Genomic DNA, 13,323 nt, shown 5'->3' with positions numbered 1-13,323 from the left:
GGGGAAGCGCGATTGCAGCGAATCCATCCGCGGCGTTGCTCACGACAACGACGCAAGAGCGCGTCGCGAGGACAGCATGATGCACCGTCTGCTAATCCGACGAAGCAGCCGGCTTCTTCTGAGTTACGGCGGGAGCAGGTGATCGCGCAGCCTCGGGCACCAGCATTTCGATGGCTTCCTGGATGCCTTCGATGGCACGTTCGGTGGCGCGTGAGCCATGCTTGATCATGTCGTCGGCGCGATGAAAATCGAACAAGCCAAATTGGCCGACGCGCGGCGCGATATGCATGTCGGGCGGATCGCCGGCAAGGCGGGCGCGGGTGATGCGATCCTGCATGATGTTGAAGGCATCGATCATGACGGTGGAGATGCCGGGCCGCTCGCTGCTGCCGAAGAACTCGCGCTTCACCGTGCGCTCGGCCGAGAAGAAACTGGTGAAGCCGCGCTTCGGCTTGGCCGGCTCTTCCGGCTCGACAGCGGGCTCGGCCGGCTCCGGGCCGCTGCCATGGTCGAAAATGGTGATCGAATGCCCGAACACGTCATTGCTGAGATTGACCGCGATGACGATCTCGGCGCCCAGCGCACGCGCCGCCGAAACGGGAACCGGATTGACCAGCGCGCCATCCACCAGCCAGCGGTCGCCGACCAGGATGGGGGAGAAGATACCGGGCAGGGCATAGGACGCCCGCATGGCTTCCACGACGCGGCCATGGGTCAGCCAGATTTCGTGACCAGTGCGAACTTCGGTCGCAACGGTGGCGAACTTGACCGGCAGGTCCTCGATCAACTGATTGCCAATCGAGGCCTCGAGCTGGGCGGCAAGCTTGTTGCCGCCGATCAGGCCGGATCCGTTGAGGCGAATATCGAGGTAACCGAAGATGTTGCGTGGCTGTAGCCCGCGCGCCCATTCCTCGAATGTATCGAGATGGCCGGTGGCATAGCAGCCGCCGACCACGGCACCGATGGAGGTGCCGACCACGACATTGGGGACGATGCCATTGGCCAGAAGCGTGCGGATGACGCCGATATGGGCGAATCCACGGGCCGCACCGCCGCCGAGCGCGAGGCCGACCACGGGACGGCGGACACTACCAAGGCCAGGTTTGTCGCGGCCATTCGCGCCGTTCTGGCTGCGCCCCATCAATAACTCCAGCAAACGAAAGCTCCTAACGCTTCCAGACATAATACGCGCGGGACAGCCATCATGCCAGACGATCGATTATTCATCATTTACGCGATGTATCCGACACTTAGGCGTCGAATATGACTGCATATCGACGTCTCAACGACTATTCACGCCAAGGCTGTCACGAGGCTGTGGGCGGCCCCTGCGGAACGTCGCGGTATCGTGGTCAAGGCTTGAATTTGCCGTGTTTTCGTTGAAAAGCATTGCGATGAAGACGTGGGGTCCTGATTTGCAAACATCCGGCCGGGGCGGGCGGCTGGCTTTGGTGCTAGCGCTCGTGCTGACGCACGCGGCGCTGGTGCCCCAACCCGCCTTCGCCCAGTTTTTCAGCGACCGCCCGGCGCCGGTTCCCCCCGCCAATATCCCCGACATCCCGTCGGGTCCGGCCATCAGTCTGGCGCCGCCGTCGGGGCCGGCCGCCGCGCCGGCATTACCTGCGCCGCTGCTGCAGCCGCCCGTGGCCAATGTGCCGCTGCAGGCACCTCCCCAGGTCCAGGCCAGCCCCGCCGCGCCAGCACAGGGCGCGCTGGCCCTGAGCGCGCGTTATGGCAAGGATTTGCCGGCCATCAATGGCGGGCTGGTGTGGCGGGTCTATTCCGACCGTCCGGACGAAACCGGCGCTTTCAAGCTGCTGCGCGAGGACCGGACGGCCACGCCGAATATCCCGCTGCCGCCTGGAAGCTATGTGGTCCATGTGGCGCTCGGTCTCGTCAGCGCCGTCAGGCCCGTGACCATCAAGTCCGACGTCGATCGCGAGGCGTTCCTGCTTCCGGCCGGCGGTTTGCGCATCGAGGGCCGCGTCGGCTCCAGCAAGATCCCGCCGAACCAGATTTCGTTCGGCATCTATAAAGGCAGCCAGTTCGACGGCGGCGAGCGCACGCCGCTGCTGCCGAGTGTCGCCGCCGGCGATGTGGTGATGCTGCAGGAAGGCACCTACTACATCATCTCGAATTATGGCGACGCCAATTCGGTGGTGCGTTCAGATATCCGCGTGCAGGCGAGCAAGCTCACCGACGTCACCGTCACCCATCGCGCCGCTGTCATCACCATGAAACTGGTCGGTGACAAGGGCGGCGAGGCGCTGGCCAATACGGCATGGTCCGTGATCACGCCGGCCGGCGATGTCATCAAGGAATCCATCGGTGCTTTCCCGAAAGTGACGCTAGCCGAAGGCGAGTATCGCGCCATCGCCAAGAACGAAGGCAAGGTGTTCGAGAAGCCATTCAACGTCGTCAATGGCGTCGATGGCGAGATCGAGGTCGTGGCACGCTGAGCGCCTGCATTCGCTTAAAATGCAGGCGAATTGTCACCCCCATGTCATTGTTGTGAATCGCGAACTAACCATCGCGCGACTTTGCGCCGTGGGGTGACGACATAGCGGCCTGCGACCTGCAAACATTTACACGGCATTAATCGGCGAAGCCTGAATAGCGAAGACAGGTACAAGTTTTCGCAAGGATGCGTCGTGATCGCGGCCAAGAAGCTCTCCGCCACTGCGGACATCAAAGTGTTCGACGACATCCCGGCGCTTCAACGCAAATGGCAGGCGGCCGTGCGGCCAGGGCAGGTGCTGCCCGGCTATGAAGAGGTGATGCTCGGCAGCCTCGGCCGTATGGCCGATCACATCGTGCTGCTGAAATCCCAGGGCGACAGCTATGAGGTGTCGCGCAGCGGGCGCTACGTCCAGCAGTGGCTCGGCGACGAACGTTGGGACATTCCGCTCGACGTGGTTCCGCCGGATTGCGCGCGGGCGCTGACCGAGGCCGCCAACTGCGCGCTGCAGACGGGACGGCCACATCTCGCCGTTGCGCATTGCGTGCGCGACGGTCTGGTGCAGACCTATGACATTCTGGCGCTGCCAACCGCATCGCGCTGGGGCGTCAAGCTTGTGGGCGCCTATATCAACGAGCAGGGGCCGCGCTACAATCTGGTGGATGCGATCTTCTCCTCCACGGACGAGGGCATTGTCTCGCTGGCGGCCATCCGCAATTCGGAAAACCAGGCCTTTGATTTCCAGATCGTGCATCACAATCAGGGCGCAGCGCGTCTCCTCCGGGTCGCGCTCCCCGATCTGCAGTGGCGCAGGCTGAGCGAAGGCGGACACGCACTGTGTCTGCCGGACGTGACGCGCTGGCTGCTGTCAATGATTGCGAAGAAGGCCAGCGGCTTGGAAGCCAGCGGCCAGCTCGAGATCGACAGTGACGATCGCAATCTGCGTCTGACGGCAACCGCGTTCGGCGATCTGGTGTCGCTGACCGTGTCTGATGTCACAGAAATCAAGCGCCGCGATGCTTCGTTCCGCTTGCTGTTCGACGGCAATCCGATGCCCATGTGGGTGTTCGAGGCCGAGACTATGCGCTTCATCAGCGTCAATGATGCTGCGGTGGCGCATTACGGTTATGAGCGCGATGCGTTTCTGCGCATGGAGCTGAAGGAAATCTGGCCGCGTGACGAGTGGGACGCGCATACGCGCGCCATCACGCAGCTCGACGACAGCTATCAGTCCGAGCGCAATTGGCGGCATATCAAGGCTGACGGCAGCGAGATCCAGGTGCTGACTTATGGGCGCCGCGTGGCATTCGACGGCCGTGAGGGATTCCTGGTCGCCGTCGTCGACATCACCGAGCGTCGCAAGGCCGAAGCCCGTGTCGCCCATATGGCGCATCATGATGCGCTCACCGATTTGCCGAACCGCGTCTTCTATCAGGAGCGTCTCGCTCAGGCGCTGGATCACAACGATCCCGAGCGCCATGTCGCGGTGTTGTGTATCGATCTCGACCTGTTCAAGAATGTGAATGATAGCTTCGGTCACCCGACGGGTGACCGCCTGCTCAAGCAGGTGGCCGAGCGCATGCGCGGTGAGGTTCGTGGGAACAACCTTGTTGCCCGGCTTGGCGGCGACGAATTCGCCGTCGTGCTGACATCGGACGTGACGCTGAACGAGGTCAATGAATTTGCTGCGCGCCTGATTGGGGTTATCAGCGCACCTTATGAGATGGGCGACGATCTCGAAGTGGTGATCGGCGCCAGCATCGGCATTGCAATCTCACCCGGCGATGGCACCACGAGTGAAGAACTCATGCGCAACGCCGATATGGCGCTCTATCGCGCCAAGGCCGAAGGCGGCGGCGTGCATCATTTCTTCGAACGCGAAATGGACCGTCAGGCACAGAAGCGCCGCGACATGGAGCTCGATTTGCGCAGCGCCTATGTCGACGGCGAGTTCGAGCTACACTATCAGCCGCTGGTGGACATCGCCGCCGATCGCATCGTCGGTTTCGAGGCGCTGCTGCGCTGGAAGCATCCCGACAAGGGCATGATCTCGCCGGCCGATTTTATCCCCGTCGCCGAGGATATCGGCCTGATCGTGGCGCTTGGCGAGTGGGTGCTGCGCAGCGCCTGCGCGGAAGCTGCGAAGTGGCCGGACGATGTAAAGGTCGCCGTCAATCTTTCACCGGTGCAATTCCGCAGCCGCAATCTCGTGCAGGTCGTTGTCGCCGCGTTGGCCTATTCCGGCCTGTCGCCGCGTCGGCTCGAGCTGGAGATCACCGAAAGCGTGTTCCTCGCCGAGACCGAAGCGAATATCGCCACGCTGCACCAGTTGCGCGCACTCGGCGTCCGTATCTCGATGGATGATTTCGGCACCGGTTATTCATCGCTGAGCTATCTCAGAAGCTTCCCGTTCGACAAGATCAAGATCGATCGCTCCTTCGTGAAGGATCTGGTCGAGCGCCCGGATTGCATGGCGATCGTGCGCGCGATTTCGGGGCTCGGTCGCAGCCTGAACATCACCACGACGGCAGAAGGCGTCGAGACGATGGCGCAGCTCGAACAACTGCGCGCCGAGGGGTGCAACGAAGTGCAGGGCTATCTGTTCAGTGCCGCGAAGCCGGCCGGCGAACTGGATCAGTTGCTGCAGAAATTCGGCTGCTGCGCCACGCAGGCAGCGTGAGACAATTTAGCCGTAGGGCGGATGAGCGAAGCGTAATCCGCCGGCCGAATTCATGGTTGAAACTCCGCAGCGGATTACGGCTTCGCCTGATCCGCCCTACGGCACGGCATTTCAGAACCGCGTCACGAGATCCTTCAGCGCCGGCCGTGGGCGATCCTCGATCACCCGGTCCGGCTTGCCGCCGATATGGATGAAGCCGGCGAGCTTCTCGTCGGCCGTCAGACCCAGACCCGTCAGCACGTCGCGATCGAAGGCGTACCATCCGGTGAGCCAATTGGCGCCGTAACCAAGCGCTGTGGTCGCCGCGACAATGTTCATGCAGCTCGCGCCGGCAGACAGTTCCTGCTCCCAGGCCGGCACCTTCGGGTGCTGCTTGAGCGAGGACACCACAGCGATCACCAGTGGCGCTTCGGTGAGGCGCTGCTTCTCCGCCTCGACGGTTTCATGCGGCGCATCCGGGTTCTTGCGGGCAAAGACGGTGGCGATCACATTGCCGGCGCGCTTGCGGGCGTCGCCTTCGAATACGATGAAGCGCCACGGGGCCAGCTTGCCGTGATCCGGCACCCGCGCGCCGATGGTCAGAATGGTGTCGAGCTCGGCGGAAGAGGGGCCCTTGCCCGACATCTCGCGCGGCTTGACGGAGCGGCGGGTCTTCAGAAATTCGATGGTGTCGGTCACGGGCAATGTCTCGCAAATGAGGACGTGCAGGATTGGATTGACCGCTTACCATGCGAAAAGGCCCGCGTTGAGGCGGGCCTTCCCCATTTAGACGGATTGTGATCGTCAGCCAGATCGCTAACTGGCCGTCTTGTGCTCCGGCATCTTGGAGGCCCGGTCCAGAAGATCCCGACCGAGATCCTCCAATACGGCCCGCGATGCCAGATACAGGCTATGGCCTTGCTCGGTCTCGAGGGCGAGCGCCACCACATCCGGCCGGTTGGGGTCCGGGATCAACTGATAGGATCGAAGCGGATAGGCTTCGATCTCGATCTCGTCATTGTCGCTCATGGCTCAGCTCGCTTTCGCACGCTTCACGTCGGGCGGCGTCGCTTCGTCCACCAGCGCGGCGATGGCCTCGTCGGTGGACATCACCTTCTGGCCCTCACTGCCGAGACGACGGACCGAAACCGAGTGGCTCTCGGCTTCCTTCTTGCCGACCACGAGAAGCGCAGGGATCTTGGCCAGCGAATGTTCGCGGACCTTGTAGTTGATCTTCTCGTTGCGCAGGTCGATCTCGACACGGAGACCAGCCTTGCGGGCCGCAGCGGCAACCACCTTGGCATATTCGTCGCCTTCCGACGTGATGGTCGTGACCACCACCTGCGTCGGCGACAGCCAGAGCGGGAAGTTGCCGGCATAGTGCTCGATCAGGATGCCGATGAAGCGCTCCATCGAACCGCAGATCGCGCGATGCACCATCACCGGCGCCTTCTTCGATCCGTCGGCATCGATGTAGAACGCACCGAAACGCTCCGGCAGGTTGAAGTCGACCTGCGTGGTGCCGCACTGCCAGTCGCGGCCGATGGCATCGCGCAGCACATATTCGAACTTCGGCCCGTAGAACGCGCCTTCGCCCGGCGAGATCTCGGTCTTGATACGGCCGCCCGACTGCGCCTCGATGGTCGACAGCACCGTGGCCATCACGCGCTCGGCATGATCCCACATCTCGTCGGTGCCGACGCGCTTCTCCGGACGCGTGGAGAGCTTCACCACGATGTCGCCGAAGTCGAAGTCGGAATAGGTGGTCAGGATCAGGTCGTTGATCTTGAGGCACTCATCGGCCAGCTGCTGCTCAGTACAGAACACATGGGCGTCGTCCTGGGTGAAGCCGCGCACGCGCATCAATCCGTGCATCGCGCCCGAGGCTTCATAGCGATGCACCACGCCGAATTCGGCGAGCCGCAGCGGCAGGTCGCGATAGCTCTTCAAGCCATGCTTGAAGATCTGCACATGGCCCGGGCAGTTCATCGGCTTCAGCGCGAACCAGCGCTTGTCCTCCGCTTCGTCGCCGGCCGACTGCGCCGCGAACATGTTTTCGCGATACCAGCCCCAATGGCCCGACGTTTCCCACAGGCCCTTGTCGAGGATCTGCGGTGCGTTGACCTCCTGATAGTCGCCGTCGAGGCGGCGGCGCATATAGGCGATCAGCGCCTGGAAGATCGTCCAGCCTTTCGGATGCCAGAACACGACGCCCGGGCCTTCTTCCTGGAAGTGGAACAGGTCGAGCTCGCGGCCGAGCTTGCGATGGTCGCGCTTCTCTGCTTCCTCGATCTGCTTGAGATAGGCATCGAGGTCTTCCTGCTTTGCGAAGGCCGTGCCGTAGATGCGCGTCAGCATCTGGTTGTTGCTGTCGCCGCGCCAATAGGCGCCGGCCACTTTCATCAGCTTGAAGGCGTTGCCGATCTTGCCCGTCGAGGTCATGTGCGGGCCGCGGCAGAGGTCGAACCAGTCGCCCTGGTAATAGATCTTGATCGGCTCGTTACCGGGGATCGCATCGACCAGCTCGACCTTGAAGGCCTCGCCCTTGTCGCGGAATACCTGTTTTGTCTTTTCGCGGTCCCACACCTGCTTGGTGAAGGGCGTGTCGCGCTGGATCAGCTCGCGCATCTTCTTTTCGATGGCGGCAAAATCTTCCGGCGTGAATGGCTCTTCGCGATAGAAGTCGTAATAGAAACCGTTCTCGATCACCGGGCCGATGGTCACCTGCGTCGATGGCCACAGCGTCTGCACGGCTTCGGCGAGCACATGCGCGGCGTCATGCCGGATCAGCTCCAGCGCGCGCGGATCGTCGCGATTGATCAGTTCGAGCTTGGCATCCTGCTCGATGGGATCGTTAAGGTCGGTGACCACGCCATCCAGCGCCATGGCGACGGTGCGCTTGGCGAGCGAGGGCGAGATGCCCTTGGCGATGTCGAAACCACTCGTCCCGCGCGGATACTGGCGCACGGCGCCATCCGGGAAGGTGAGGTTCAGATGAGCACTGCTCTGGTCGGCGGGGGTGAGGTTGGCGAGGCCGAACTTGAATCCGGAGCCTTCATTCTCAGTCATATCTTCTCTCCTGTGGCTCACTCCTGCACACGGGCGCAGGTAAGCGGGGAACAGCGGTATAGCAGCCGATTCGCAGGTTGCAACACCACTCTGGCAAGGTTTTGACCCGGCCGAAGCGCCATCCTTACAATACCATATCTTGCCCCAGGCTCGCCGCGCCGCGCACAGGGCGCGAGCGTTCCAGCTGGGTCAGCACGTCGCCGGCGATCTGCTGCTCCGAGAAGCCGGTCAGGTCCCGATGGCGGGCCTCGCTGCCGGTCCGGGCGGCCAGCATCCAGGTCCGGCTGCGATGCGCGGCCGGCGTCTCCCACGCCGTATACGCCGCCAGCGGACGCGAGCGCGGCAGCAGGCGATAGGTGAACAGGCGGTCGATGCCGAAACTGACCGTCAACGACGCGCCCTCGCTGTCGATCTTTACCGCGCTGTCGGCCCATCCTTCGTCGAGCATGGTCTGGCAGACCGACTGCAGTGCCGGCACGCCATGGCTGGCAATCTGCCGCTCGATCTCGGCGCGGCTTGCCGGCACGAATAACCGCTTGAGCCGTTCGCTGATGGCGGGACTTTCCGAGGAAATCGTTTCGCCATCGAGATCGGCATTGGTCTGCCGCACGAGGCCATAAGCGAGCATCAGCATGATGAAGCAGAAGGGCAAGGCTGCGAGCAATGTCGCAGCCTGCAGCGCGCCGAGGCCACCGGCGAGCAGCAGCAGCGTCGCGGTGACGCCGAGCACGATGCACCAGTAGATCCGTTGCCAGCGCGGCGTGTCTTCCTCGCCGCCGGACGCCAGCGTGTCGATCACCAGCGCGCCGGAATCGGCTGATGTCACGAAGAACACGCCAACCAGTAGGATCGCCAGTCCGGAGGTGAGGCTCGTAGCCGGCAGATATTCCAGAAACTTGAACAGCGCGGTGGATAGGTCAGCCTGCACGGCCGCGGCGATCCCGCCATGGGCGATACCGAGATCGAGCGAGATCGCGGTATTGCCGAACACGGTCATCCAGATAAACGTGAAGGCGGTCGGCACAAACAATACGCCGACCACGAATTCACGAATGGTGCGCCCGCGCGAGATGCGGGCGATGAACATGCCGACAAAGGGCGACCATGCGATCCACCACGCCCAGTAAAATAATGTCCAATCGGCCATCCAGGCACGCGGCTCATAGGCATAGAGCTTGAAGGTGCGCTCGACGAAATGATCGAGATAAAGGCCGAAATTCTGCACCAGCGCGCGTAGCAGGAAGAGCGTCGGCCCGCTGCACAGCACGAACACCATCAGCAACACGGCCAGCACGAGATTGAGTTCGGACAGGCGACGGATGCCGCGATCGGCGCCGCTCAGCACGGAAAGCGTCGCAACGCCCATGACGACGACGATCACGGCGATTTTCGTGATCGGCGAGTCGGCGATCCCGTAGTTGTAGGCGAGGCCTGCCGTCATCTGCGACACGCCAAAGCCGAGCGACGTCGCTACGCCGAACACGGTGCCACAGACGGCAAAGATATCGATGGCATCGCCGAGCGGGCCGTTGATGCGCTTGCCGAGAATAGGTGACAGGCCGGAGCGGAAGGTCAGCGGCAGCCCCTTGCGATAGGTGAAGTAGCCGAGGCTGAGGCCGACGATCGCGTAGATCGCCCATGCATGCACGCCGTAGTGATGGAAGGTGATCGCCATCGCCTCGCGTGCGGCGCGGATGGTGCCGCTCTCCACTTCCGGGGGCGAGATGTAATGCTGGACTGGCTCGGCAACCGCAAAATACATCAGGCCGATGCCCATGCCGGCCGCGAACAGCATCGCGAGCCAGGAGACATAGGGGAATTCCGGCTCGGCATCGTCCGGTCCCAGGCGCAGCTTGCCGGTCGGGCCAAAGCCCAGCACCAGCACGGTGACGAGAAAGATCGCCACCGCCGTGACATAGAACCAGCCGAACGTATCGATGACCCAGCTCTGAGCGATCTTGAAAATGCTGTCGGCGGTGACTGGCATGATGATCGTGATCGACAGCAAAGTGGCGATCACGGCGGACGCGCCAAAGAAGACGCGTGGCTTGATTTTGCTTTGAATCATCGGGCCGCCTTAGCCGCCACGTGATCGAGAGTCCAATCGCGCTATGGCAGAGGCAGGATCGTACCAGACCTCGGCGAGCAATCACTGTAGTTCTTTGAGATCGCCGGCCTCACAGGCGATCCGGTAGATGCAGGTGCCAGGGCTTAACCTCAGGTCGCAGTATTTACTGGACCCCCGCATTCGCGGGGATGACAAGTGGTGCAGGTTTCGGGAAGTCAAATCAGGCCGCAGCCATTTCCGTCAGCACACCGTTCACATGCGCCGGCGACATGCCCAGATGCTTGCCGATATCCGCGGCCAGCATCCATTCGCGCTCACCGAGCGGGCGGCTTGGCGCAATGGCAATCACCGCTCGCAGTGTCTTCTCCTTGCCACGATCGTTCAAGTGATCGGTCTGCTGAGCAGTATTGGAGAGGATCGCGTTGCGGTCGGAGCCGGTCATGACCGCAGCGGCAACCGATTGGGGCGTGGCATCCACGTCGAGCAAACGTTCCGTCGCCTCGATGATCTTGTCAGTGAGCGCCGGCGTCAGTCCACCTTCGCCGGACATCAGCAACATCAACTGTGCCAACATGGTCGCGAGATCGTCGTCGCGCTGGCGCTGATCACGGACCGGGTCGTGCAGGAGCACGCCTTCATTCCAGGCCTTGTCACATGCGGTGCATTCCACATAGCGGTCGAGCTCCTGCATCGGGATTAGCGGGATCCAATACAGGTGCCCCCATTTCTTCGGGCGACGCAGGTTGTAGCCGCGATGTTCCGCGCAACCGGGGCAGAAGAATTCGCCCTTCTGAATGATTTTCTTGGTGACGTAGGTACCCCAGATGATCATGCATTCCTCGCAACAGCGTTGCCGAATCCGTGTCACGGGATTCAGGTTAATCCAACCAACAAGCGTGAGGCGCGGTGTTGTGGGCGCCTGCCCCTCGTAGTCGCCAGATCCGCTGAACGGGTTTGAACGCCAGGGCCCACATTTTTGCATAAGGCCAATGTGCGCGTGTTGGCATCAAGCTGTCATGTCGTGCTGGTGCTTGCGCATGCGTTGCATGCTATCACACGGCGTGTCCCGCCCGTTTGCACCCACCGCACTCATGATCGGCAATTTCGTCACCGGCGTCGGCCTGCTTGGGCCGACGGCGATGCTCGGCGAATTGTCCACGGGGCTCGGCGTCACCATCCGCGAGGCAGGGCTGCTCATTACATTCGGTGCGGCGATGCTTTGCATCTGCTCGCCGCTAATGTCATGGCTCACCAGCCGCATCGAGCGGCGGACCATGCTGATCTCGGTGATCGCCGTCGTGGCCGTCTGCAATCTCGCCTCGGCTTTCGCACCCAACTACACGGTTCTGCTCGCCATCCGCCTCGTGATGTGCATCGCAGCAGCGCCCTACACGCCTCAAGCTGCGGGTGTCGTTGGCATGCTGGTGCCGCCGGAGAAACGCGGCAGCAGCGTCGCTTACGTCTTTCTCGGCTGGACTCTCGCGGCAGCAGTCGGACTTCCGATGGTCACCTTTATCGCAAGCCGTTTCGGCTGGCGCGAGGTGTACGGGATTGTCGGCGTGATGAGCTGCATCAGCCTCGCGCTGCTGGTCTGGCGCATTCCGCGCGGCCTGTTCGGCGCGCCGGTTGATCTTTCGACCTGGTCGTCGCTGGCGCGCAATCGGCTTGTTCTGTTGCTGTTGTCGATCACCACGCTGCAGATTGCCGGACAGTTTTCGATATTTACTTTCATGGCGCCACTGCTCGAACGTCTTGCGGGAGCAGGGCACGATGCCGCGGCCTCCGTCTTTGCGATCTACGGCGTCTGCGGTTTTCTCGGCATCATGACGGCCACGCGCATCGTCGATAATTGGGGGCCGCTCAGAACCTCCATCCTCTCGACCTCGCTGGTGCTGGCGGGAATGAGCGTCTGGACCTTTGCAGCCGGCCATCTGGCCATCATGGCGCTTGGCGTTGCGATCTGGGGGCTCGGCTTCGGGGCCATCACCTCGATGCAGCAGGTGCGCCTCATCACGGCAGCGCCCGCGGCGGGCACGTCGGCCGTGTCGCTCAACACGTCGATGCTCTATGTCGGTCAGGCGATCGGATCGGGCATCGGCGGCTTGCTGTTTGCCGGCGGTTACTTCCACGTGTCCGGCTTCGTTGCGATGGCGTTTCTCGCGACCGCGCTGACGGCCATTCTTTACAGCCGCCGGCTGTCGAAATCGGCTTCGCTTTAGTCGCTGACGCGCGTCAGCTGGGCCTTGAAGTTCAAACCGGGCTTCTGCAGGGCGTTTCCTTCGAAATCAACGGTGTCTCCGTTGCGTTGGCCGGTCAGCGACAGCGTCACGCCTTCGAAACCGAACAGCGATTTGATGTCCGGATCGGGGTTATAACGTTTCGTGCTGACAAGCACCGAGATGGCGTCCGGCTTGTTCTGGTAGCTTCCGGTGAACGTGAAAGCGGAGTTGCCGCCGCGCAGTTTTCCGCCGCTGGCATAGATGACACCGGTGCCAGTCCCATGCACCGTGTGAAAATAGACTTCGTACAGGCCGTCTTCCAACTGCGCCCCCGCTGCAATGCTGGTCGATGATCGCCGATGATCAGGGATAAGAGCGCACACCCATATGGTGCCCGCCGCGTTCTCACAATGACCTATCGTGGCGTGTCGGCGATTTGTTGCTCAGGCGGCCGTCATTGCTGCAGCAATGCGTGAGGTCACGGCGCATTCACGCCACGCCAGCGCGCATAGCGCCAGGGCAGATACCAGCGCGCGTGCGTAGGCAGCGTCGCCGGCACGTTGTCGATGCCCGATGTGCCCCAGGGCTGGCAGCGCAGCAGGCGCGCCAGCGTCATCCAGCCGCCGGCCCAAAGCCCGTAATGCGCGATCGCTTCGTCGCCATAGATTGAACACGACGGGATGTGACGGCAGTTGAAGCCGACCAGCGGCGAGAAGCTGTGGCGATAGAGCCAGATCGCACCGCGGCCGAGATTCCGTGGCGTGCGTCGGATGATACCGATGCAATGCGGGCACGCGGGTGAGCGGTTCATAATCGGCTTGCCATCGGATCAATCAGGATTTGCCGGGTT

At 62.4% G+C, this 13,323-nt stretch carries 11 protein-coding genes; 3 read left to right on the top strand and 8 right to left on the bottom strand.

Features of this window, described 5'->3' with window-relative positions; all coding sequences use genetic code 11:
* Positions 1-91: 91 nt before the first annotated feature.
* The gene (locus AC1RQ5_RS20905) at positions 92-1,156 is read right to left on the bottom strand and encodes a patatin-like phospholipase family protein (protein ID WP_398474497.1); all 1,065 of its coding nucleotides are present in this window, start codon (positions 1,154-1,156) and stop codon (positions 92-94) included.
* A gap of 238 nt (positions 1,157-1,394) precedes the next feature.
* On the opposite strand from AC1RQ5_RS20905, the gene AC1RQ5_RS20900 reads away from it, so the two are divergent.
* Both AC1RQ5_RS20900 and AC1RQ5_RS20895 read left to right on the top strand, forming a co-directional pair.
* Positions 1,395-2,459, top strand: coding sequence for an RgsD C-terminal domain-containing protein (locus AC1RQ5_RS20900; RefSeq protein ID WP_398474495.1), 1,065 nt, complete (start codon positions 1,395-1,397; stop codon positions 2,457-2,459).
* Between the two features lie 192 nt (positions 2,460-2,651).
* Positions 2,652-5,138, top strand: coding sequence for a putative bifunctional diguanylate cyclase/phosphodiesterase (locus AC1RQ5_RS20895; protein WP_493201482.1), 2,487 nt, complete (start codon positions 2,652-2,654; stop codon positions 5,136-5,138).
* A 111-nt stretch (positions 5,139-5,249) separates the two neighbouring features.
* Here AC1RQ5_RS20895 and AC1RQ5_RS20890 read toward each other — a convergent pair whose 3' ends face one another.
* The 5 genes from AC1RQ5_RS20890 to AC1RQ5_RS20870 form a co-directional block, all read right to left on the bottom strand.
* Entirely contained in the window at positions 5,250-5,816 is a 567-nt protein-coding gene (locus AC1RQ5_RS20890; protein WP_493201481.1) for a nitroreductase family protein, read from the bottom strand.
* A gap of 117 nt (positions 5,817-5,933) precedes the next feature.
* Complete coding sequence (locus AC1RQ5_RS20885) at positions 5,934-6,146, bottom strand: hypothetical protein (protein WP_493201479.1); 213 nt, start codon at positions 6,144-6,146, stop codon at positions 5,934-5,936.
* Between the two features lie 3 nt (positions 6,147-6,149).
* Positions 6,150-8,186 carry a threonine--tRNA ligase gene (gene thrS, locus AC1RQ5_RS20880; protein WP_493201477.1) on the bottom strand — a complete coding sequence of 679 codons (2,037 nt, stop codon included), beginning with the start codon at positions 8,184-8,186 and terminating at the stop codon, positions 6,150-6,152.
* Between the two features lie 124 nt (positions 8,187-8,310).
* The gene (locus AC1RQ5_RS20875; RefSeq protein WP_493201475.1) at positions 8,311-10,254 is read right to left on the bottom strand and encodes a BCCT family transporter; all 1,944 of its coding nucleotides are present in this window, start codon (positions 10,252-10,254) and stop codon (positions 8,311-8,313) included.
* Between the two features lie 220 nt (positions 10,255-10,474).
* The gene (locus AC1RQ5_RS20870; protein ID WP_493201474.1) at positions 10,475-11,086 is read right to left on the bottom strand and encodes a hypothetical protein; all 612 of its coding nucleotides are present in this window, start codon (positions 11,084-11,086) and stop codon (positions 10,475-10,477) included.
* A 214-nt stretch (positions 11,087-11,300) separates the two neighbouring features.
* On the opposite strand from AC1RQ5_RS20870, the gene AC1RQ5_RS20865 reads away from it, so the two are divergent.
* On the top strand, positions 11,301-12,473 hold the full coding sequence (locus tag AC1RQ5_RS20865) for an MFS transporter (protein ID WP_493201473.1): 1,173 nt from the start codon (positions 11,301-11,303) through the stop codon (positions 12,471-12,473).
* Here the strand turns inward: AC1RQ5_RS20865 and AC1RQ5_RS20860 are convergent.
* Both AC1RQ5_RS20860 and yidD read right to left on the bottom strand, forming a co-directional pair.
* Entirely contained in the window at positions 12,470-12,796 is a 327-nt protein-coding gene (locus tag AC1RQ5_RS20860) for a hypothetical protein (protein ID WP_493201471.1), read from the bottom strand. The two genes, AC1RQ5_RS20865 and AC1RQ5_RS20860, sit on opposite strands and share 4 nt — an antisense overlap.
* A 155-nt stretch (positions 12,797-12,951) precedes the next feature.
* The gene (gene yidD, locus AC1RQ5_RS20855) at positions 12,952-13,284 is read right to left on the bottom strand and encodes a membrane protein insertion efficiency factor YidD (RefSeq protein ID WP_493201469.1); all 333 of its coding nucleotides are present in this window, start codon (positions 13,282-13,284) and stop codon (positions 12,952-12,954) included.
* Between the last annotated feature and the right edge of the window lie 39 nt (positions 13,285-13,323).

It is taken from the genome of Tardiphaga sp. GW821-FHT12E02, assembly GCF_058807155.1.
Note: the sequence above shows the minus strand (reverse complement) of the source record. Positions and strands in the feature narration are given on the sequence as shown.